The sequence below is a fragment of the Dactylosporangium sp. NPDC050688 genome (assembly GCF_040654515.1).
Taxonomy (GTDB): domain Bacteria; phylum Actinomycetota; class Actinomycetes; order Mycobacteriales; family Micromonosporaceae; genus Dactylosporangium.
Genome location: NZ_JBFAIC010000033.1, coordinates 51,901 through 71,641, shown reverse-complemented (window position 1 = coordinate 71,641; position 19,741 = coordinate 51,901). Strand labels below are relative to the sequence as shown.

17 protein-coding genes, 3 tRNA genes and 2 pseudogenes are annotated in these 19,741 nt (G+C 70.5%); 12 read left to right on the top strand and 10 right to left on the bottom strand.

What is annotated here, in order from left to right:
* Positions 1 to 23: 23 nt before the first annotated feature.
* The 4 genes and pseudogenes from AB0H83_RS28240 to AB0H83_RS28225 all read right to left on the bottom strand — a co-directional run bounded on the left by AB0H83_RS28240 (position 24) and on the right by AB0H83_RS28225 (position 5,601).
* Entirely contained in the window at positions 24 to 479 is a 456-nt protein-coding gene (locus AB0H83_RS28240) for a MaoC family dehydratase (RefSeq protein ID WP_360099607.1), read from the bottom strand.
* Positions 480 to 573: 94 nt separating this feature from the next.
* On the bottom strand, positions 574 to 3,825 hold the full coding sequence (locus tag AB0H83_RS28235) for a S8 family serine peptidase (RefSeq protein ID WP_360099605.1): 3,252 nt from the start codon (positions 3,823 to 3,825) through the stop codon (positions 574 to 576).
* A gap of 906 nt (positions 3,826 to 4,731) precedes the next feature.
* Positions 4,732 to 5,415: pseudogene (locus tag AB0H83_RS28230) on the bottom strand (hypothetical protein); the annotation flags it as partial.
* A gap of 12 nt (positions 5,416 to 5,427) precedes the next feature.
* On the bottom strand, positions 5,428 to 5,601 hold the full coding sequence (locus AB0H83_RS28225) for a hypothetical protein (RefSeq protein ID WP_360099603.1): 174 nt from the start codon (positions 5,599 to 5,601) through the stop codon (positions 5,428 to 5,430).
* 40 nt (positions 5,602 to 5,641) lie between these two features.
* Between AB0H83_RS28225 and AB0H83_RS28220 the strand changes: the two genes are divergently transcribed.
* On the top strand, positions 5,642 to 6,334 hold the full coding sequence (locus tag AB0H83_RS28220) for an HAD family hydrolase (RefSeq protein ID WP_360099601.1): 693 nt from the start codon (positions 5,642 to 5,644) through the stop codon (positions 6,332 to 6,334).
* A 4-nt stretch (positions 6,335 to 6,338) separates the two neighbouring features.
* Here AB0H83_RS28220 and AB0H83_RS28215 read toward each other — a convergent pair whose 3' ends face one another.
* The gene (locus AB0H83_RS28215) at positions 6,339 to 7,640 is read right to left on the bottom strand and encodes a deoxyribodipyrimidine photo-lyase (RefSeq protein WP_360099599.1); all 1,302 of its coding nucleotides are present in this window, start codon (positions 7,638 to 7,640) and stop codon (positions 6,339 to 6,341) included.
* A gap of 139 nt (positions 7,641 to 7,779) precedes the next feature.
* A pseudogene (locus AB0H83_RS28210) lies at positions 7,780 to 8,679 on the bottom strand (phytoene/squalene synthase family protein); the annotation flags it as partial.
* Positions 8,680 to 8,751: 72 nt separating this feature from the next.
* On the opposite strand from AB0H83_RS28210, the gene crtI reads away from it, so the two are divergent.
* The 9 genes from crtI to AB0H83_RS28165 all read left to right on the top strand — a co-directional run bounded on the left by crtI (position 8,752) and on the right by AB0H83_RS28165 (position 13,990).
* Positions 8,752 to 10,248, top strand: a complete 1,497-nt coding sequence (crtI, locus tag AB0H83_RS28205) for a phytoene desaturase family protein (protein ID WP_360099597.1) — start codon at positions 8,752 to 8,754, stop codon at positions 10,246 to 10,248.
* Positions 10,245 to 10,790 carry an isopentenyl-diphosphate Delta-isomerase gene (gene idi / locus AB0H83_RS28200; protein ID WP_360099595.1) on the top strand — a complete coding sequence of 182 codons (546 nt, stop codon included), beginning with the start codon at positions 10,245 to 10,247 and terminating at the stop codon, positions 10,788 to 10,790. The genes crtI and idi overlap by 4 nt, the downstream gene beginning before the upstream one ends.
* Positions 10,787 to 11,680: a MerR family transcriptional regulator gene (locus AB0H83_RS28195; RefSeq protein WP_360099593.1), complete on the top strand. Its 894-nt coding sequence runs from the start codon at positions 10,787 to 10,789 to the stop codon at positions 11,678 to 11,680. Before idi ends, AB0H83_RS28195 begins: the two co-directional genes overlap by 4 nt.
* A gap of 147 nt (positions 11,681 to 11,827) precedes the next feature.
* Entirely contained in the window at positions 11,828 to 12,700 is an 873-nt protein-coding gene (locus AB0H83_RS28190) for a polysaccharide deacetylase family protein (RefSeq protein WP_360099591.1), read from the top strand.
* Positions 12,701 to 12,879: 179 nt separating this feature from the next.
* Positions 12,880 to 12,952, top strand: a tRNA-Glu gene (locus AB0H83_RS28185).
* Positions 12,953 to 12,982: 30 nt separating this feature from the next.
* A tRNA-Asp gene (locus AB0H83_RS28180) sits at positions 12,983 to 13,056 on the top strand.
* A 13-nt stretch (positions 13,057 to 13,069) separates the two neighbouring features.
* Positions 13,070 to 13,143, top strand: a tRNA-Phe gene (locus AB0H83_RS28175).
* A gap of 188 nt (positions 13,144 to 13,331) precedes the next feature.
* Positions 13,332 to 13,676 carry a type II toxin-antitoxin system RelE/ParE family toxin gene (locus AB0H83_RS28170; RefSeq protein WP_360099697.1) on the top strand — a complete coding sequence of 115 codons (345 nt, stop codon included), beginning with the start codon at positions 13,332 to 13,334 and terminating at the stop codon, positions 13,674 to 13,676.
* Positions 13,673 to 13,990: a helix-turn-helix transcriptional regulator gene (locus AB0H83_RS28165; protein ID WP_238014155.1), complete on the top strand. Its 318-nt coding sequence runs from the start codon at positions 13,673 to 13,675 to the stop codon at positions 13,988 to 13,990. Before AB0H83_RS28170 ends, AB0H83_RS28165 begins: the two co-directional genes overlap by 4 nt.
* A gap of 181 nt (positions 13,991 to 14,171) precedes the next feature.
* Here the strand turns inward: AB0H83_RS28165 and AB0H83_RS28160 are convergent, their stop codons facing one another.
* Both AB0H83_RS28160 and AB0H83_RS28155 read right to left on the bottom strand, forming a co-directional pair.
* Positions 14,172 to 14,516 carry a hypothetical protein gene (locus tag AB0H83_RS28160; protein ID WP_360099589.1) on the bottom strand — a complete coding sequence of 115 codons (345 nt, stop codon included), beginning with the start codon at positions 14,514 to 14,516 and terminating at the stop codon, positions 14,172 to 14,174.
* An 83-nt stretch (positions 14,517 to 14,599) separates the two neighbouring features.
* On the bottom strand, positions 14,600 to 15,040 hold the full coding sequence (locus AB0H83_RS28155) for a MarR family transcriptional regulator (RefSeq protein ID WP_360099587.1): 441 nt from the start codon (positions 15,038 to 15,040) through the stop codon (positions 14,600 to 14,602).
* A 685-nt stretch (positions 15,041 to 15,725) separates the two neighbouring features.
* Between AB0H83_RS28155 and AB0H83_RS28150 the strand changes: the two genes are divergently transcribed.
* A complete protein-coding gene (locus AB0H83_RS28150) occupies positions 15,726 to 16,466 on the top strand; it encodes a hypothetical protein (RefSeq protein ID WP_360099585.1) in 741 nt (246 codons plus the stop codon).
* A gap of 872 nt (positions 16,467 to 17,338) precedes the next feature.
* Here the strand turns inward: AB0H83_RS28150 and AB0H83_RS28145 are convergent.
* A complete protein-coding gene (locus tag AB0H83_RS28145) occupies positions 17,339 to 17,692 on the bottom strand; it encodes a hypothetical protein (RefSeq protein ID WP_360099695.1) in 354 nt (117 codons plus the stop codon).
* 87 nt (positions 17,693 to 17,779) lie between these two features.
* Positions 17,780 to 18,217, bottom strand: a complete 438-nt coding sequence (locus AB0H83_RS28140) for a hotdog fold thioesterase (protein ID WP_360099583.1) — start codon at positions 18,215 to 18,217, stop codon at positions 17,780 to 17,782.
* Positions 18,218 to 18,473: 256 nt separating this feature from the next.
* Here AB0H83_RS28140 and AB0H83_RS28135 point away from each other — a divergent pair, with 256 nt between their 5' ends.
* Positions 18,474 to 19,691, top strand: a complete 1,218-nt coding sequence (locus tag AB0H83_RS28135; RefSeq protein WP_360099581.1) for an ABC transporter substrate-binding protein — start codon at positions 18,474 to 18,476, stop codon at positions 19,689 to 19,691.
* Positions 19,692 to 19,741 lie beyond the last annotated feature (50 nt).

The window sequence follows — 19,741 nt, the reverse complement described above, 5'->3', positions numbered from 1 at the left end:
AGGATCGGCTGCCGGCCTGAGGATCACAGGAGGAGCCGGGTCAGCGACTCCGCGACGCAGACCGGCTTCTCCTGGCCCTCGCGCTCGACGGTCACCTTGTTCTTCAGCTGCAGCCAGCCCTCGCCGAGGTCGTCGGCGGACAGCAGCTGCACCGTGGCGCGCACCTTCGACCCGACGGGCAGGGGCGCGGGGAACCGCACCTTGTCCAGCCCGTAGTTGATGCCCATCCGGGAGCCCTGCACCCGGTACACGCCGGAAACCAGGACCGGCAGCAGCGACAGACTCATGAAGCCGTGCGCGATGGTCGTGCCGAACGGCCCGGCGGCCGCCTTCTCCACGTCGACGTGGATCCACTGGTGGTCGCCGGTGGCCTCGGCGAACAGGTTGATCTGGTCCTGGGTGACCTCCCGCCACTCGCTGTGGCCCAGGACCTGGCCGACCGACGCCAGCAGCTCATCCGCATTCGCAAACGTACGCATACCCTGATCTTGCACACATAGTGCAACATCCGTCAACGACCGGCGGCCGGCCCCGTGGCTCGGGACCGGCCGCCGGCCTGGTTGCGTGCGGCGCTTACGTGCCGATGCGGTTGAGCTTCAGCGTCACACCGATGTCGGTGGTGACCACGGTCGTGCCGGGCACGGCCGGGGTGACCACGGAGGTGGTGACCTTGCCCGAACCGGGCAGCAGGCCCTTCACCGTGACGGTGTAGGACGTCGACGCCCCGGGCACCGGGTCGGTGCTGGTGACGTAGAGGTCCGTGGTCGGCAGGGTGTTCAGCGGAAGACCCTGGCCACCGGTGCCGGCCACGTTCTCGGCGCCGACCACGAGGTCCTGCCCGGACGGCAGGCTCGCGACGGAGGCGAAGTCGTACGAGAACGCGATGTCCTGCGGGCCGCCCGAGCCCAACCAGACCTGGAACTTGCGGGTCTTGTTGGTGCCGTAGTCGTTCACCCGCCACTCCACGACCGTCCAGAGGCCGACGCCGTCGGTGAGCACGTTGACCAGCAGGCCCGTCGAGTTCGTGCCGTCGAGGTCGGTCCAGAACGGCGCGAGGACGTTGTTCGGCTTCGCGGGGTTCGGGATCGGGGTGATGTCGCAGCAGATGTTGTTCTCGTTGCTGTCATCGCTGCCCGGGTACAGGTAGCCGTTCGAGTCGACGGTGAGCGAGCTGTACTCGACACCGTTGTACTTGAACGGTGGCACGTTGAACGTCGTCAGGTCCTCGTCGCCGATCGGGGCCACCAGCGTGCCCCCGAACAGGTCGAGCGGGATGTACCCGGCGATGGTGCCCGGGGCGATCGACGGCGTGCCCGGCACGGCGCCGGCCAGCGCCGCGCCCTTCTTCTCCGCCTTGAACGGGTTGGCCACCGTGGCCCCGCTCGCGCCGACGATCGGCAGGTTGAGCGTGGTCGTGGTGGTGAAGTCCGCCGTGGTGTCGGCGAAGGTGCCGTTGGTGGCGGTGACCGTGCAGGTGCTGTTCTGCAGCAGCGTCAGCGACGCGGGGCTGCAGGACTGGGTCACCTTGATGTCGCCCTGCTGCGGCACGAACGCGACCGGCAGGTGCAGCGCCGGCACGCTCGAGCTGAGCGGCTTCAACCGGACCTCACCGAAGTACTGCGCCTTGGGGGCGCTGGACTTGATGGTGATGTTGATGGTCGCGGTCTTGCCCGCGGGCACGGTGAAGATGGACGGCGTGACCGTGATGGACGAGCCGGCCGGCGACGTGGTCTCGACGCGGTAGGTCTGCGTCTTGCCCGAGACGTTCTTCGCCGTGCGGACCGCGGTGAGCTTGCCCGGCATGACCGGGGCGTTCACCGACGGCAGGTTGATCTGCACCGCGTTGACCGGGTCGTTGCCCAGCGCGAACAGCCGGTCGGCCGTCTCGTCGAAGGTGAGACCGGGGTTCGCGGCGAGGTTGACCTGGACGCGACCGGCGCCGAGATCGAACGGGTCGGCCGGAGTCGTCCCGTTCTCCTTCTTCACGTTGGTCGTCGCGGTGGTCATCAGCGAGGACTTGATCTGACCCGGGGTGAAGTCCGGGTGAGCCGCCTTCTCCAGGATGGCGGAGCCGGCGATGTGCGGCGACGACATCGAGGTGCCGGCGATGGCCATGAAGTACTGGCCGGGCGGGCCACCGGCCGCGTCGTCCAGGACCGGCGTCTGGCCGGCGAGGATCTGCGCACCGGGTGCGGTGATGTCGGGCTTGATGAACTGGCCGCCGGGGCCGCGCGACGAGAAGCTCGTCATCACGTCAGCGGTGCCGATGACCTTCTCACCACTGGTGAACGACGCCGTGATACCCGGGTGGGCGGCGACGAAGTTCAGGAACGCCGTGCCGTCGGCCAGGTGCACCGTCGGCAGCCAGTGGTTGTCGCTCAGCGCGTCAGCCGCCGGGTTGTTGTACAGAATCATGCCGGCCGCGCCGCCCTGCAGGACGTTGAAGCCCTTCATGATGCGGCCCGGGCTGCGCTGGCACGCCACGATCTTGCCGACGAAGATGCCGGGCGGGGCCGGGACCTCACACGTCGGGTTGTTGTACGGCGGTGCCGAGGCCAGCACGACCGGCTTCGCCGGGGTGACGCCCTGGGTGAGCGACACGCCCTTGAGCAAGGTCTGGGCGCCGTCGCTGGACGCGACGGTCAGCGTCGACTGGAAGGAGCGCTTCTGCGTCGACGCGCCGACGGTGGTGACCCAGCCCGACAGGTGGTCGGCCGTGGACGCGCCCGGGCCGGAGTTGCCGGCAGAGGCGGCCACGAAGACGCCGGCCTTGTACGCGTCGAAGAACGCCAGCTCCACGACGTCGGTGTACGGGCTCGCGCCACCCGAGATCGAGAAGTTGATGACCTTGACGCCGTCCTTGATCGCCTGGGCGACCGCGGCGGCCGAGTCGGTGCTGTAGCAGCCGGTCGCGCCGCAGACCTTGTACACCGAGACCCAGGCACCGGGCGCGACGCCGTTGACCGGCCCCTGCTCGACGCCGAGGACGTTCGCCGAGGCGACCGGGTTACCGGCGGCGGTCGACGCGGTGTGGGTGCCGTGGCCGTCGGAGTCGCGGGCGGTGTACCCGAACATCTCCACCGGCTGGTTGGCGTTGTAGGTGTCCAGGAAGCCCTTGCCGCCGATGAGCTTGTTCTGGCACACGAACGGGTCGTTGGCGGGGGTCAGCGGGTTGTCGCCGAAGTCGCACGACCGCGGGGTCCCGTCGGCCTTCGCGGGCGGGGCACCGAGGTTGCCGTTGTCCGCGAACGACGGGTGCTCCGGCCACACCCCACTGTCGAGCGAGCCGAAGATGACGCCCTTACCGGCGTTCGGCTTGCCGCCGAGCGACGGGTAGACCTGGTCCGCGCCGATGAAGCTGGTGCTGGAGTCGGTCTGCGGCGCGCGCGCCGCGTCGGACTGGACCGCCACGACGTTGTCGATCGTCAGGATCGACCCGATCTTGTTGGCCGGCACCGACAGTGCGATGCCGCCGTAGACCGTGCGCAGCTTCTGGCCGACTCTGGCGTCCGGGACCAGTTTCTTGAGATCGGCGAGGAATTTGTCCTCAATTGTGGTGATGCGGCTTTCGTAGCGCTGCTCCGCGTTGCTTCCGGAAAGCGCCTTTCCGGTGACTGCCGGGCTCGTCGCCTCATATCCGGCGATGCCGCCGGAGTATGTCGCGGTCGAGTCGTAGTCGAGCTTGACCGCAATCGACAGCCGGGCGCTGTCGGTGCGGTTGAGCAGGGACGGGTCGGTCTTTGCCATGCGACTCGTGGGTGACTTCGCGGTCGAGACCTGCTTGACCAGCGAGGCACCCTGCACCGAGGTGAGTTTGCCGCTCACCGGTGCGGCCTGGCTCGGGCTTGCCGAGACGATCACGAGCAGTGGCGGAACGAGTGCTGACGCCACAGCGGCGTGCACCCATCTCCGTCGGCTCATCATGCCCCCTCTCATGGACGGGCTGGTGTCCGAAGGGTTGTGACAACTTCCCCCCGCGTAGCTGCTCCGGCGTGGCCACCCTCGGTCTGCGCGCACGCCGTCGCCGCATATCTCGAATGCTCGATATACGCCGTCACAACATGCCAGTTTTCGAGGCCGCGGAACAGGGGCAATCACTCCGCAGAAAAGCGCCGAACAGGGGTTGTAGGGCAATGTCGAGGGTTTACCGGGGCAGCCTTTGCGCATATCAACGAATTGCAATGTCCAACTGATCCGTCATGCGGGCAAATAAGCGCCGGAGGAGTTTTGTAACGGTTGCGCACGAAACGACAAACCCGCCCCTGTCGGGGCGGGCCGGGTCGGGTCGGGGGAAAGGCGGACCGGTCAGGCGTCTTCGCGCGGCGGGTTGATCACCACAGTCTGGTCGGTGTCCTTCGCGGGCGAGGTCTGCGGCCGCTGGCTCGGCACCTGGATCTGCCCGCTCTGCTGGCCGCTCTGCTGGCCGCTCTGCTGGCCGCTCTGCTGGCCGGGCGGCACGGCCGGCGGCACTGTCGGGGGCACGGCCGGCGGGACGGTCGGGACGATCATCGTCGGTGCGTCGGCCGGGGCGGGGCGCTCGGACACCAGGGTCGCGCCGACCTGCCGGGAAGCCTCAGCCTGCCGGGAAGCCTCAGCCTGGCGGGCGACTTCCGCCTGCCGCGCCGCCTCCGCCTGGCGGGCCTCCTCCGCCTGGCGGGCCTCCTCTGCCCGGCGGGCGGCCTCGGCCTCGGCCGCGCGGCGCGCCTCGGCCTCCTCGCGGCGGGCCTGCGCGGCCTGGCGGACCCGCTCGGACACCGCGGGCGCCTCCTGCTCGACCCGGGTCAGCCAGGTCTCCCAGCGCTGCTGCATCGGACGGACCAGGCCACCGCCGACCCCGACGACGAGGATGCCGGCGACCGTGGCGAGCACCGCGATGAGCACCGGCGTGGTCACCGTCGTGGCGATGCCGATCTGGTTCAGCGCCGCGATGACGCCCAGCCCGAGGACGAACCAGAAGCCGAGGTTCGCCAGGAGCCGCCCGTACGGCAGGCCGCCGAGCGCCCCGGTCACCAGGTCGCGCAGCCCGCCGGCGAGCGCCGCGGCGACGACCACGATGACGACGGCGACGGCCGCCCTGGGCAGCCAGGACACGACGGTGTCGATGAGCTCGGAGACGGGGTTCGGGCCCCACACGCCGAACGCGATCTGCAGCGTGAAGAGCAGGACCGCATAGTAAACGAGCTTGGCGATCAGGTCGCCGGCGTCGAGGTCGGTGCGGGCCAGCGCCCGGCCGACCCCGCCGCGCTCGGCGAGCCGGTCGAAGCCGACCCTGGCCAGCAGCTTGCGCACGCCGGCGCGCAGCAGGACCGCGAGGCCCCAGCCGGCGAGCAGGATCAGCAGGAACAGCAGCAGTGACGGCACGAAGCGGACGACGTCGCCGAGGGCATCACGGACCATGCGGTGATGGATGCCCATCCATCGGCGAAATCAATCGTCCATGCCGGCCAGCCCCTTCGGGCTCTCCGGCTCGGCGGCGCGCTCCGGGCCGCCGGCCAGCTGGTCCGCGAGGGTGACGCTGCGATGCTCCACCGCGAAGTCGCCGAGGTCGTCGACGTCGAAGCCGGGGAACGGCTCCCTTACCCGTGCCTGTGACTCGGTCATATTTCCAGTGAAACCCCCCGCGGGTGGGTACAACGAACGCATGACCAAACCAGTGACCGGTGTGCTCTTTGATGTCGACGGGACCCTCATCGACAGTGTCTACCTGCATACGACGGCCTGGTGGCAGGCCTTTCGCCAGTACGGCCACGATGTCGCGTCCGCCCGCATCCACCGGGCGATCGGCATGGGATCGGACAAGATCCTGGACCATCTGCTGGGCGAGGACCACGACCCCGGTGACGACGATGCGTTGCGGGCCGCGCACGCCAGCCTGTACGCGACCAGCTGGCCGGCGCTGCGCCGGTTGCCGGGGGCGCGGCAGCTGCTGCGGGCGTGCGCCGGGCGGGGGCTGCGCAACGTGCTCGCCACGTCGGCGTCGAAGCCGGAGCTCGAGGCGCTGCTGCGCTGCCTGGACGCCGACGCCGTCATCGGCACGGTGACCAGCGCCGACGATGCGGGGCAGAGCAAGCCGGCGCCGGACATCGTGGAGGTGGCGCTGCGCCGGTCCCACCTGAACGCCGGGGAGGTCGTGTTCGTCGGCGACTCGGTCTGGGACGTCCAGGCCGCCGGTGCGCTGTCGATCCCGTGCATCGGCCTGACCAGCGGCGGCGTGTCCGCGGCGGAGCTGCTCGACCATGGCGCCGCGGCGGTCTACGCCGACCCGCAGGACGTGCTGGAGCACCTGGACGAGGCGCTGACCACGGCGTTCCGGGTCGCCCTGACGACCGCCTAGCGACCTACGGCAGCACCAGCGGGGCCGGGTAGTCCAGTTGCCTGCGCCGGGCCTCCGGCAGGGTCCACGGCTCGTGCACGGCCCTGCCCTCCACGCCGGCCAGCTCGGGCACGTACCGGCGCACGTAGTCGCCCTGCGGGTCGAAGCGGTGCCCCTGCCGGACCGGGTTGAACCGGCGGTAGGGCTTGGTGTCGTTGCCGGTGCCGGCGACCCACTGCCAGTTGCCGTAGTTGTTGCCGACGTCGGCGTCCAGCAGCAGGTCGAAGAAGTGGTCGCCGCCGGCGCGCCAGTCGACCCCCAAATGCTTGGTCAGGTAGGAGGCGGTGATCAGGCGGGCCCGGTTGTGCATCCAGCCCTCGGTGAGCAGCTGCCGCATGCCGGCGTCGACGACCGGCACGCCGGTGTGCCCCTCCCGCCACGCCTGCAGCGCGTCGGACTCGTCGCGCCAGGCCTCCTGCGCCGTGCTGCGGTACGCCTGGTGCCGAAGGTCGGGGAACCCGTACAGAACCTGCTGGTAGAAGTCGCGCCAGCACAGCTGCCGCACGAAGGGCTCGGCGCCCGGCCGGCCGGCGGCGCGGGCCGCCACCTCACCCGGCGACACGCAGCCGAAGTGCAGGTAGGGGCTCAGCCGGGAGGTCCGGTCGGCCGCCATCGCGTCGTGGTCGTCCTCGTACCCGGACAGCTGCGGCAGCCAGGCGGTCAGCCGGCGACGGCCCGCGGACTCCCCGCCGGCGCCGTCCTGCCCGGCGGGCCGGTCCGCGAACCAGGAGGCGGGCAGAGCATCTGGCGGGGCGTCGGGCAGGCGCAGGGTGCGCGGCGCGCCCTCGACCTCCCGGTGGCGCTGCGCCTGCCAGGCCCGCCAGTACGGGGTGAAGACCTTGTAGTGGTCGCCGCCGCCGGACGGCCGCAGCGCGTCGGGCGGCACGACCGTCACGCCGGGGAACGTCTTGAGCGCGATCCGCTCGGCGTCGCACGCCTGGCGCAGGCGGCGCTCCCGGTGGCGCGCGTAGCCGCTGACGTCGGTGGCGAGCCCGATGCCCTCGGCGCCGACCGCCTTCGCCACCCGGACCGCCTCGGTCACCGGGTCGCCGCGCAGCTCGGCGAGGTCGGCGCCGCGCCGGCGCAGCGACGCCTTCAGGTCGGCCAGGCACCCGTCGAGGAAGCGGCGGCGCCGCTCGCCGGCGCGGATCGCGGGGTCGTGCACGAACAGCGGCACGACCCGCTCGGCGGCACGCGCCGCGGCGGACAGCGCCGGGTTGTCATGGACCCGCAGGTCGCGGGTGAACAGGACGACGGCGACCTTCATGCCGCCCTCATACCGTGCTGCCGCGCAGGTCGAGCACCACCGGCACGTGCACCTCGGCGGCGGGCTCGCGGGCCTGCGGCACGGCCGGCGGCGTGACCCCGGCCAGGGCGGCCACCTCGTCGAACTCGCCGGACGGCGTGCCCGGGATCGGCACCGGCGCGCCGGGGCGGGTCATCAGGCAGGCCAGCGCGACGGCGATGCGGCGCAGCTTCGGCACGGTGGCGCGCCGGACGAACACGTCGTGGTCCTGCGCCTCGACCTCGTCGAGGATGCCGCCGTACAGCCGGAACGCTGCCCGCATGCACGCCTGCGAGCTCGGCGCGAGCATAGGGATCCCCTCGGCGGCGGCGACGTAGTGGGCGCGGGCGCGCTGCACCTCGTACCCCATCAGGCTCTTGATCTTCTGGCTGCTGCGCCGCTCGCGCGCGGCCCGTTGCAGGTCCTCGCGGGTGACCTCGAACCGGCGCAGGTCCTCCGCCGGCAGGTAGATCCGGCCCCGCTCCAGGTCCTCGGCGACGTCCCGGATGAAGTTGGTGAGCTGGAAGGCCAGGCCGAGCTGGCGGGCGGGCTCGCGGGCGGCGGCGCGGTCGGAGGACTCGAGGATCGGCAGCATCATCGTGCCGATCACCGCCGCCGAGCCTTCCATGTAGCCGAGCAGGTCGGGGTAGGTCTCGTAGCCGGTGACGGTGAGGTCCATGGCCATGCTGCCGAGGAACTTGCGGAAGTCCTCCAGGTCGATGTCGAACACCTGGATGGTGTGCAGGACCGCCGGCAGGAGCGGGTCGCCGGTCGGCGCGCCCTCGAGGCCGCGGACGAACTGCCGGCCCCACGCCTCCAGTTCGCGCGCCCGCTCCTGCGGGGTCATCGCCCCGGAGCGGTCGACGATCTCGTCGGCGTAGCGGGTGAACCCGTACAGCGCGTGCACGTGCCGGCGCTTCCAGGCGGGCAGCAGCCTCGTCGCCAGGTAGTAGGTCCGGCCGTGGTGGCGGTGCAGCGCGCGGCACCGCTCGTAGGCGGCGGTCAGTGGCGCTGGCTCCATGCTGAACCTCCAAGTCTGACGTAAATCGACGCATCAATCGACGCAAACCTGAGCCTACGCTACGCTTGCCGGATGCGGGTAGTGAAAGGACCGACCGATCGGGTGGTCGTCGTCGGTGCCGGGCTGGGCGGCCTGTCGGCCGCGATCCGGCTGGCCGCCGCCGGGCGGGAGGTCACCGTCCTCGAACGGGAGGACTACCCCGGCGGCCGGGCCGGGAAACTGTCGATATCCGGCTACGAGTTCGACACCGGCCCGACCGTGCTGACCATGCCGTCGCTGCTGGAGGACCTCGTCGGCACCGTCGGGGAGGACCTCGCCGACTGGCTGCCGATGACCCGGCTCGACCCGGCCTACCGGGCGCACTTCCCCGACGGCTCGACGCTGGACGTCATCGCCGACACCGCCCGGATGGCCGGCGAGGTCGCCAGGGTGTGCGGCGCCCGCGAGGCCGACGGCTACCTGCGCTTCGTCGACGACGCGCGGGAGCTGTGGCGGCTGGAGCGCGACGACTTCATCGACCGCAACCTCGACCGCCCCCGGGACCTCGTCACCGCCAACCTGTGGCGGCTGGTGCGGCGCGGCGGCTTCGGCCGGCTGCAGGCGAAGGTGGACAGCTACTTCAAGGACCCGCGCACCCGGCGGATCTTCTCCTTCCAGGCGATGTACGCGGGCGTCGCCCCGCACCAGGCGCTCGCGCTGTACGCGGTGATCGCCTACCTCGACTCCGTCGCCGGGGTCTACTTCCCCAAGGGCGGCATCCACGCGGTGTCGCGCGCCCTGGCCGACGTCGCGACCAAGCACGGCGTGACCATCCACTACGACACCACGGTCGAGTCGGTCTCCGTGGCCGCCGGCCGGGCCACCGGCGTGGTGTGCGCCGACCGCCGCCGGTTCACCGCCGACACCGTCGTGCTCAACCCCGACCTGCCGGTGGCGTACCGGGACCTGCTGCCCCCGGCGCGCTGGCGCAGCCCGTTGCTGGGGCGGCTGCGGTACTCGCCGTCGTGCGTGGTGCTGCACGTGGGGTCGCGGCAGTCGTACCAGGCGATCGCCCACCACAACATCCACTTCGGGCGGGCCTGGCGGGAGACCTTCGACGAGGTCATCAACCAGGGCCGGCTGATGAGCGACCCGTCGCTGCTGGTCACCAACCCCACGCACACGGACCCGTCGCTGGCGCCGGAGGGCCGCCAGACCTACTACGTGCTCGCGCCGACGCCGAACCTCAACGCCCCGCTGCTGGACTGGCGCGGCTCGCTGAGCGGCACGTACCGCAGCGAGCTCATCGAAACGCTGGAGCAGCGCGGGTACATCGGCTTCGGCGACGCCGTCGAGGTCTCGCGGTTCATCACCCCGGCCGACTGGGCCGATCAGGGCATGGCCGCGGGCACGCCGTTCGCCGCGGCGCACACGCTGCGCCAGACCGGGCCCTTCCGGCCGGGCAACCTCCACCCCACACTGTCCAATGTGGTCTTCGTCGGGTCGGGCACCCAGCCGGGTGTCGGCGTGCCGATGGTCCTGATCTCAGGTCGCCTGGCAGCGCAACGCATTACGGGAGTGGTGTCGTGAGTCCTCGGGAACAACAGCTGGTGGAGCTGGTCGACACGGTCGGCGGCGCGGTCGGCGCGGCCACGGTCGACGAGGCGCACCGCGCGCCCGGCCGGCTGCACCGCGCTTTCTCCGTCATGCTCGTCGACGACGACGGCCGGGTGCTGCTGCAGCAGCGCGCGGCGGTGAAGACCAGGTTCGCCCTGCGCTGGGCCAACGCCTGCTGCGGGCACCCGGCCCCCGGCGAGGCCGTCACGGACGCGGCCCGCCGCCGGATGGCCGAGGAGCTCGGTGTCACGACCGTGCCGTTGCGCGAGGTCGGCGTGTACGTCTATCAGGCCGCCGACCCGGCCACCGGGCGGGTCGAGTACGAGTACGACCACGTGCTGGTCGGGTCGTTCACCGCCTCCGCCGGCGGTGCTTTCGCGGTCGACCCGGCCGAGGTGGCCGCGGTCGAGTGGGTCACCGCCGAGGGTCTCGCGGCGCGGCTGTCGCAGACACCGGACCTGTACGCGCCCTGGCTGGCCGGGGTCGTGGCGGCCTGGCAGGGCTCTTCGGCATGACGGCCGCGGCGGCGTACTCGGCGGGCGCGGTGGCCCGGCGGCTCGGCGTCGCGGTGACCACCCTGCGGACCTGGCACCAGCGGTACGGGATGGGCCCGTCGCTGCACGAGCCGGGGCACCACCGCCGGTACACCGAACAGGACATCGAACGCCTCGAGGTGATGCAGCGGCTGATCGTCGAGGGGGTCGCGCCGAGCGAGGCCGCCCGGTGGGCGCTGCAGGGACGCTTTGGTGCCGTGTCCTCCGGGGGCGCTCCGGCGCCGTTCCCGTCCGCTCGGCCGGATCTGGTCGCGGCGGCGCGCGGGCTGCACCGCGCCGCGGTGCGCCTCGACGCGCCCGCCGTCCGGCAGCGGGTCGCCGCCGCCGTGCACGACCTCGGCGTCGTCGTGGCCTGGGACGACGTCCTGCGCCCGGTGCTGAACGCCATCGGCGAGCGACACGCGGCCACCGGCGCCCTGGTCGAGGTCGAGCACCTGCTGTCCGGCTGCGTCTCGGCCGTGTTCGGCGCGGTGCCCCGCCCCGAGCCGACCGTGCCCGCCCAGATCCTGCTCGCCTGCGCCGACGAGGAGCAGCACAGCCTGCCCGTGGAAGCGGTCGGCGCGGCCCTGGCCGCCGCCGGAGTGCCGACCCGCATCCTCGGCGCCCGGGTGCCGCCGACGGCCCTGGCCACCGCCGTGCGCCGGACCGGCCCCGCGGGCGTGCTCGTGTGGTCGCAGCTGCGGGCCACCGGCGACCCCGGACAGCTGGAGCCGCTGCTGGCCGCGCCGCGCCGGCCGCTGGTCCTCGCCGCCGCCGGTCCCGGCTGGGACGTGGCCGGCCTGCCCGCGGGGGTGGCCACCCCCGCGTCGCTGACCGATGCGCTGATCATGCTGACCGCGGCGATCGCGTGAAAAATCCCCCTCTGAAGGTGTAAAAATCCCTTGCCGAGGTACTCCCGGGTTCGTGCCATGGGCTGAACGCCGGAGGTTGGCCGGAGCGTCCGGTGACTAGCGTGTGCCTTCCGTACACCGCACCCTTCGACCTCCGGAGCACCCACGATGACCCGCACCCGCCTCGCCCTGGGAGCGCTGATCAGCGCCGCCGCCCTGGCCCTCGCCGGCTGCGGCGGCACTGATCCGTCCTCGGCGTCGTGGCACGGTGCTCCGGCACAGTCCGGCTTCGCCAGCGGCCAGACCGGCGGCACCGAGGCGCACCCGATCAGCGACTCCACCGCGCAGGCCGGCAGGCCCGCCGCCTCCGCGTCCGCCACCCCGTCCTCGCCGGCGTCCGCCTCGGCGTCCCCCGCGGCCTCGGCGTCCGCCTCCTCCGACGGCATCATGCGCCAGACCGGCGGCACGCAGGTCGCCCTCACCTTCGACGACGGCCCCAGCGCCGACACCCCGAAGCTGCTCGCCATGCTGCGCCAGCACAACATCAAGGCCACGTTCTGCGTGGTCGGCGTCGCCGTGCAGGAGTTCCCCCAGTACGTGCAGGAGATCGTCAAGGACGGTCACACCCTGTGCAACCACACCTGGAAGCACGACGACAAGCTCGGCAAGAAGTCCGCCGACACCATCCGCGCCGACCTCCAGCGCACCAACGACGAGATCCGCAAGGCCGTCCCCGACGCGCAGATCCCGTACTTCCGCCACCCCGGCGGCAACTTCACCCCCACGGCGGTCCGGGTCTCCCGCGACCTGGGCATGGTCTCCCTGGGCTGGACCGTCGACCCGTCGGACTGGAACACCCAGAAGTGGAAGGGCGACCAGATGACCCAGCACATCATCGCCACCGTGCGCAACAACACCAAGCCCGGCGGCGTCATCCTCTCCCACGACGGCGGAGGCGACCGCAGCGCCACTCTTGCCGCGTACAAGACGCTCCTGCCCGAGCTCAAGCAGCGGTACACCCTTATCGCGCTGCCCAACTGAGCAGGCTGCTGCTTGCGTGGCGTCCTGACCGTCAGGCGGCGTGGCGTTCGGGCTGGCGGACCACGATGGATACCCATTTGGCGATCGCGGAAGGGGTCACGTATGCTCTGAAAGCCTCCGGCGGGGCCGGATGGGAGCAACACCGCACAAGTCGTAGAGTATGCGATGATTGCGGGGCCGCCCTCATCGTCTAGCGGCCCAGGACGCCGCCCTTTCAAGGCGGTAGCACGGGTTCGAATCCCGTTGGGGGCACGACCGGGTTCGCCCGGAGCAGTTGAGCAAGGTCCTGTGGAGCAGTTGGAGTGCTCGCCGCCCTGTCAAGGCGGAGGTCGCGGGTTCAAGTCCCGTCAGGACCGCAAGGCCCATCTTGGGCAGGTAGCTCAGTCGGTACGAGCGTCCGCCTGAAAAGCGGAAGGTCGGCGGTTCGACCCCGCCCCTGCCCACAAAGCTCTTCGCCGGGCTTTACAGACCCCGACCAGCGGAAACGCCGGTCGGGGTCTTTGTTGCTCGTCATCTGTGACGAAGATCGTTATGTAGCAACGCCGGACTTCCGGACAGCGGACGGTCAACTCGGCCGACCAGGAAGTATAGGGTTCGCTATACTCTATGGGTGGCCACACCGGAGTGAGACATCTACGTCGTGAACGAAGTCCGCGAGTGGATCGATGCGCTGGATGATGCGACCCACGAACGAGTCGTCCAGGCACTCGACGCATTAGCGGAGGGAGGTCCGGGCCTCGGCCGGCCGCTTGTCGACAGCATTGCTCACTCAACGGTCGCCAACCTCAAGGAACTCCGTCCCGGCACGGTGCGCATCCTGTTCGTCTTCGACCCGTGGCGCTCCAGCATCCTGCTGGTCGCCGGCGACAAGGCAGGACAGTGGAACGCCTGGTATCAGGAAGCCATCCCGCTTGCCGAGCAACGCTATGAGATCTACTTGAAAGAACGGGCGCAGGAGGAAGGTGACCAGCGATGAGCAGTTACGTGCGCTGGAGCGACATTCGTGCCGAACATGTCGAACGGGCTGGCGGCGAGGAAGCGGTCGCGGCAGGTAAGCAGGAACTCCTCGCGACCGTCCTCGGCCATCGGCTGGCCGAGGTCCGCAAGCAGCGTGGCCTGACCCAGCAGGAGGTCGCCGACCGCATGGGCGTCACCAAGGGACGTGTGTCCCAGATCGAACAGGGCCAGGTGTCGGGCCAGGATGTGGTCGCCCGTTTCGCGGCGGCGCTCGGTGGACGCCTCCATCAGGCGATTTACTTCGACGATGGCGACATCGCAGCCATCGCCTGACAGCATCCGACGCAGCAACGCGTGTGGCAACGGCCGCGCACGACGGCACTCATCTCCAACCTGTTCCGGGCCTCACCGCGGCCCGGAACGGCTCAGATTCGGCCAGTCAAGATCGTTATGTGGCAACGCTGGTGGCAGTGGCCCGGGTACCAGCTCCGACGAAGGTTGTCGGGCAGCCCGTTCAGTCCTTGTCGTCGTCCCAGGCGAACAGCGTCTCTGCCAGCGCCGGACGGCCGCCGAGGAATGACACGTACCGCGGGTTCCACGAGCGGGTCCAGTCCGATTCGTAGGTCGCGAGGCCCTTCAGGAAGTCGGCCAGGTCGACGCCCTCGTTCAGCTCCAGACAGGTGATGAGCTGCGCACTGCCGTCCAGGTTGGGCTGCAGCAACATCCGCTCGCGGTGGTAGCCCAGCGCGCGGGCCCGCTCGACGAGACCGGAGTGATCGTTTCGGAGCTCGGCGAGCAGTCCCCGGAACTCCGGGATCCGTTGCTCGGGGATGGTGACGGTAAAGGCGAACGTAGCCATGGGGGATGTCTCTTTCTGTCAGGAACTCTTGCCTGGAGGGGGTGCCCGGCCCCGCTTCCGCGCAGGCCTCGTTACCGCCCGGGTCACCGCCCGGCCGAGTACCCGAGACCCGTCGCGAGGGCCATCAGCAGCCGGTGCAGTTCGTCCGCGTCGCCGGGCTGCAGCAGGGCGAGCGCCTTGGCGTTGACGCCCTCCACCAAGCGCTGCGCTTCCACGGCCAGGTCACGTCCGGCGTCGGTGACGTCGATCAACAGGGCGCGGCCTCGGTCCAGGTGCGGCCTGCGTGCGATCAGTCCCCGATCTTCGAGTTGTTTGACCGCAGTTGCCATCGACTGGGCGGTGACGCCGCAGCGGCGGGCCAGCTCGGCCGCCGTCTGAGGGCCGTCGAGACCGGACAGGACGAGCACCCCCAGCTGGACCTGGGTCAGCTGGACCGGGCGCAGCGCCCGCTCCATCTCCTGGGTCAACGCCCCCGAAACCATGCGGATGAGGTAGAGCAGGCGATCACGAGGATTGAACAACACGCAGATATCTTATCAGATATCTGTTAGACGTCCATGAGGGTGTTATGGCTCCTCGCCGTGCGGTGCGGCTCCCCTTCGTGGTGGTGGGCAGGCGTTAGCCGACCAGCCGACCCCGCCGCCGCCCTTTGATGCAATGGCGGCGCGACGGTGGTGTGGTGGGGTCGGGGTACGACAGGAAACCCGGCTAACGTCACTGGCCACAGCACGAGCTTCAGCGCGGCTGCGCCGCGGGCCGGCCGGGGCTCCCACCCGGAAGCCTTCCATGTTCGTTGCCACCGGCACTGCCTGCGACCGGCGCGCGGCAGCCTCACGCGTGCGGCATCCGGAGGTCGCCGTCCCGCCAGCCGGACCACCCTCATGATCCAAGTCGCGTCCCGGCCATCCGGACGACCACGACACGACTTCGATCAACCGAGCAAGATCACAAGTATGCCGCTCGCGACCGGCACGGGATTGACCGACGTCCCCACGCAGGCCGAGTGGACACAGGAAACAGGCGAAGATGCGGCGCCGCGGCACGCCAGAGTGAGAGATGTGGCCACTAGGCCCTAGTGTGGATGTCACGACCATGATTCGAACCTGCGTTTGATCACGGCTAGGCGTCTGGCCACACGCCCGTTACGGATCGTGACAGGTGCATGACGCTGCTCGGGAAGTGTCAGACCCTGGTCGTAGCGTGCCGGGTATGAACGACTTCGACTGGGACTTCGACAACCGTCCGGTCCGGGGCACCGACGTCCGGCGGCGCCTGATGCTCGACCTCCGCAGCTACGACGTGACCGCGTTCGACGACGGCTCGGGTGTGGTCGGGCTGCGGCTCGTCGGGTGGGACTCCGGCTACATGTTCACGGAGGTCGTGGCCGAGCTGCCGACCGGCGACGCGGCCGATGTCGGGCAGCTGCTCGCGTCGGCGCTCGCCGGCTTCCGCGGGGGCGGCTCACCACCGAGCCCGACACCTGCGAGCGGCTGGCTGTCGTACGACGCACGCGACTCGCGGCCGGCGACGGCGTCCAAGTGGGGTCAGCCGTGGGAGCCGGCCGACCTCGACCTGCTGGTGCGCCGCTTCCGCGAGGGCGCCACCATCAAGACCCTGACCGCTGAGCTGGGACGGACGGACGGGGCGATCCGCCAGCGGCTGCAGATCCTCGGCGAGACCCGCCCAGGGCCGGCTTCGAATGTTGCTGCGGCGGCCAGAGCTGAGGCGTCTGAAGGGCTGCCGGATGAGGCATCTGAAGAGCTGGCGGAGGAGGTGCCGGATGAGGCGTTTGAAAGGCTGCCGGCGGACGAGGTGCCGGACGACAATGCCACGGTGGCGCCGGACGACGATCCTGGGCCGCCGCTGACGCCGTCATGGCTGCCGCCGGGGACGACGGCTGCAGACGCTCTGGCGGATGTGCTGTCGGACCTGCCGAAGCGGGCCGGCTGAATGGCACGTTGAGAGGTTCGCCGCACCCTCCCGCGGTGAACCAGCCGAACGCCGCCTTGAGCGACCGGCCGCGCTGCGTGCGCTGCGCCCTCGGCGGGCCGGGGCGCGCCGGTGGTTGGGCGAGGGCGACGCCTGAGAAACGGAGCGTGAGACCTGGGAAGACGCCTGAGGAGCGGAGCGTGAGGCCTGGGAAACGGTGAGGCAGTCGGTCGTAGGCGCGCAGCGTTCCTTCGGCAGCGCGACGGAAGGCGCACGGCATCGGCTGGGCGCATGCTGCGCACCGGCCGCTGGTGGCCGACTCGACGTGGATGCCGACGGCGTGGTTCGCGGCCGCGATCCGGTCGGCGGCCACCTGTGAGTAGTGCACCGAGCTCATGCGACGCTGCTCCCCCGCACGCGCTGACCGTCGGTGACCGCGCCGCCGGCGCCGGCACCGCCACTGCGCAGACCGCGGGAATCACCGCCGGCGGCCGCGCCTTCACGGCCCGGACCGCGCAACACCGCACGCCCGCCGGCCGCGCCTTCACGGCCCAGACCGCACGACACCGCACGCCCGGCACCCCCGCCGCTGTCACGAACCACACCCCGGAGAAAGCCACCACGACCACCGGCCCCGACGGCACGGTCCATGTCCAAGCGCTGTGGTGCAGAAAAGTTGTACGGCATCGGCGGCCCCCTCGTGGCATCGAGAAAAAGGGGGCGGGCGCCCGGGGTCACCAAGGCCAGTTGGCTAGGCGAGCGCCCGCCCGTTCACCCGACCGCGCGGACCCCTCAGTCGACACACGGTCAGGGGTTCGGGCGCTGCGACGCTCGGTAACGACGTACGCACAACCTAATCGCACTCGATGCGATTCTGCAAGTGCGCTATTGCGCTACGCGGCGCCGCGGCGGCGGAGGGTAGCGACGGCCGAGCCGGCGAGAGTCATCAGGCAGTCGGGGAGCTTGCCGTCGACCAGGGCGACGGTGAACAGGGCGGTGCCGCTGGGGATGTCCTCGTTGGCGTAGGCGCTGACGAAACGGGCGACCCAGCGCTTGTCGTAGTTGGCGTCGTCGATGTCGGGGAACTCGAGGCGCCACGGGCCGCGGGCGAGGTTCTCGCCGACCATCTCGCCGGCGAGGCGCCACGCCACGTCGTAGGCGGCGCTCATCCCGCGGCGGTCGACGACCGCGTCGAAGGTGTGGACCACGCCCGCTCCGTCGCCCGCTAGGGCGGACTCCAGGACCATGGCGGCGTCCTGGTGAATCTCGTCTCCCGGCTCATCCACGCCGACACCGTATGCGGCTCAGTCAAGCCGTGCGTGCCGAACCGGTGACTACGACCCGCCCGAGGATCGGCGGAGTGCGCAGGTCAGGCGGGCGGTGCAGACACGCTCGCCCGATTCGTCGGTGATGGCGATCTCGTACGAGGCGATCATCCCACCGAGCCGGAGGGGCGTGGCGACGCCGGTGACGAGGCCGGTGCGGGCTGCCTTGTGGTGGGTGGCGTTGACCTCGACGCCGACCGCGATGCCGTTGAAGAGGCGGGCCGCGTGCAGGGCCGCGCCGATCGAGCCGAGCGTCTCGGCGAGGACGACCGAGGCGCCGCCGTGCAGCAGGCCGTACGGCTGGGTGTTACCGGCGACCGGCATGGTGGCGACGACCCGCTCGGGGGAGGCCTCCACCAGGGTGATGCCCATACGCTCGGCCAGCGAGCCCTGCATCGACATGCCGTCGGGCAGCGTGTCACTCTGAGTGACGCCAGTGTCCTCCATGCCGTGCAACGTTACCGGGTGGTACGCCGGCGGCGGCCACCTCCCCACTTAAGTCCTCGGCCAGACCGCGCTAAGGTGCGCACGGCACCTTTGGGGAGGAGAAACACTCATGCGCGCACGGTCGGCGAAAGCCATCGTGGGAGCAATCACCGCGATTGGTCTGTTGCTCACCGCGTCCGGCTGCGGTTCCACCGCGCAGAGTGACGGCGACACTGAGACAAAGAATGACATTCACTTCTATGGCTCCGACGGCAATATGGCCAATTCGTTCGGTGAAGCGCTCAAGGACTCGCCGGCGATCCTCGCCGGGATGAAGGGCACGACCCCGCTCACGCCGCTCAGCGACGACTTCAAGCGCCGGGTCCGGTCCATCGACGGCAGCATCACGGACTTCAACTACGCGGGCGAGGCCTACGACGCCGTCGTGGTGGCCGCGCTGGCCGCGGAGGCCGGCAGGTCGGTCGAGTCCGCGTCGATCGCCAAGCAGCTGATCGGCGTGACGACCGGTGACAACGTGTGCGACACGATCGCCGCGTGCCTGACGGCCGCCAAGTCCGGCAAGGATTTCAAGTACCGGGGAATCTCACTGCGCCGCAGTGGCTTCACCGACGCCGGCGAGCCGTCCTCCGCGATGTACGGCGTGCTCAACTTCGGCCGCAACAACACCATCGACGAGGCGAAGACCGAGTTCGTCGGCGCCGGCGACGAGAAGACCGAGAACAAGGCGGCTGCGCCGCCGGCCAGCGGCGGCACCAAGGGCGGCGGGAAGGGTCCGGCGCTGAAGTTCGGCCTGCTGCTGCCGAAGACCGGCGCGCTGGCGTTCCAGGGGCCGCCGATGTTCGCGGCCGCCAAGCTGGCGGTCAAGGAGATCAACGAGGCCGGTGGGGTGCTCGGCCAGCAGGTGCTGGTCGAGGAGGGTGACGACGGCACCAACCCCGAGACCGCGAAGGCGACCGTCGAGCGGCTGATCTCCGCGAACGTCCAGGTCATCATCGGCGCCGGGGCGTCGGGCGTCAGCAAGGCCGTCATCCCGCGGGTCGCGCAGGCCGGCAAGGTGATGATCTCGCCGTCGGCGACCTCGGACGAGCTGACGAAGTTCGACGACAAGGGGCTGTTCTTCCGTACGTCGCCGCCGGACGTCCTGCAGGCCAAGGCGATCGCCGACATCATCATGCGGGACGGGCACACCAAGGTCGCGATCATCGCCCGGGACGACTCGTACGGCAGCGGCCTGTCCGAGGGGGTCCGCAGCGACCTCACCGCCGCCGGCATCAAGCCCGGCAACATGCAGGTCCTCAAGTACGAGGCGAAGGACAACTACGATCCGAAGGCCGACGCGGAGAAGCTGTTCGCGCCGATCGCGGGTCAGGTCAAGAACTCCGGGGCGACCGCGATCCTGCTGGTCGGCTTCGACGAGTCGGCGCTGGTGATTAAAGCTCTGGTCGCCGCGGGCATAAAGGCACCATCGGTGTAACGAAACCGCGAACGCGACAGGTCCAGCCGGGGGCGTAAGGCCCGCGTTGG

Excerpts from the sequence above, each read along its gene's own strand:
- AB0H83_RS28135 (WP_360099581.1), top strand. The coding sequence starts at position 18,474 with ATGGCCAATTCGTTCGGTGAAGCGCTCAAGGACTCGCCGGCGATCCTC.
- AB0H83_RS28215 (WP_360099599.1), bottom strand. The coding sequence starts at position 7,640 with ATGAAGGTCGCCGTCGTCCTGTTCACCCGCGACCTGCGGGTCCATGAC.
- AB0H83_RS28190 (WP_360099591.1), top strand. The coding sequence starts at position 11,828 with ATGACCCGCACCCGCCTCGCCCTGGGAGCGCTGATCAGCGCCGCCGCC.
- AB0H83_RS28195 (WP_360099593.1), top strand. The coding sequence starts at position 10,787 with ATGACGGCCGCGGCGGCGTACTCGGCGGGCGCGGTGGCCCGGCGGCTC.
- AB0H83_RS28165 (WP_238014155.1), top strand. The coding sequence starts at position 13,673 with ATGAGCAGTTACGTGCGCTGGAGCGACATTCGTGCCGAACATGTCGAA.
- crtI (WP_360099597.1), top strand. The coding sequence starts at position 8,752 with ATGCGGGTAGTGAAAGGACCGACCGATCGGGTGGTCGTCGTCGGTGCC.
- AB0H83_RS28140 (WP_360099583.1), bottom strand. The coding sequence starts at position 18,217 with ATGGAGGACACTGGCGTCACTCAGAGTGACACGCTGCCCGACGGCATG.
- AB0H83_RS28220 (WP_360099601.1), top strand. The coding sequence starts at position 5,642 with ATGACCAAACCAGTGACCGGTGTGCTCTTTGATGTCGACGGGACCCTC.
- AB0H83_RS28145 (WP_360099695.1), bottom strand. The coding sequence starts at position 17,692 with ATGGTCCTGGAGTCCGCCCTAGCGGGCGACGGAGCGGGCGTGGTCCAC.
- AB0H83_RS28150 (WP_360099585.1), top strand. The coding sequence starts at position 15,726 with ATGAACGACTTCGACTGGGACTTCGACAACCGTCCGGTCCGGGGCACC.
- AB0H83_RS28225 (WP_360099603.1), bottom strand. The coding sequence starts at position 5,601 with ATGACCGAGTCACAGGCACGGGTAAGGGAGCCGTTCCCCGGCTTCGAC.
- AB0H83_RS28240 (WP_360099607.1), bottom strand. The coding sequence starts at position 479 with ATGCGTACGTTTGCGAATGCGGATGAGCTGCTGGCGTCGGTCGGCCAG.
- AB0H83_RS28160 (WP_360099589.1), bottom strand. The coding sequence starts at position 14,516 with ATGGCTACGTTCGCCTTTACCGTCACCATCCCCGAGCAACGGATCCCG.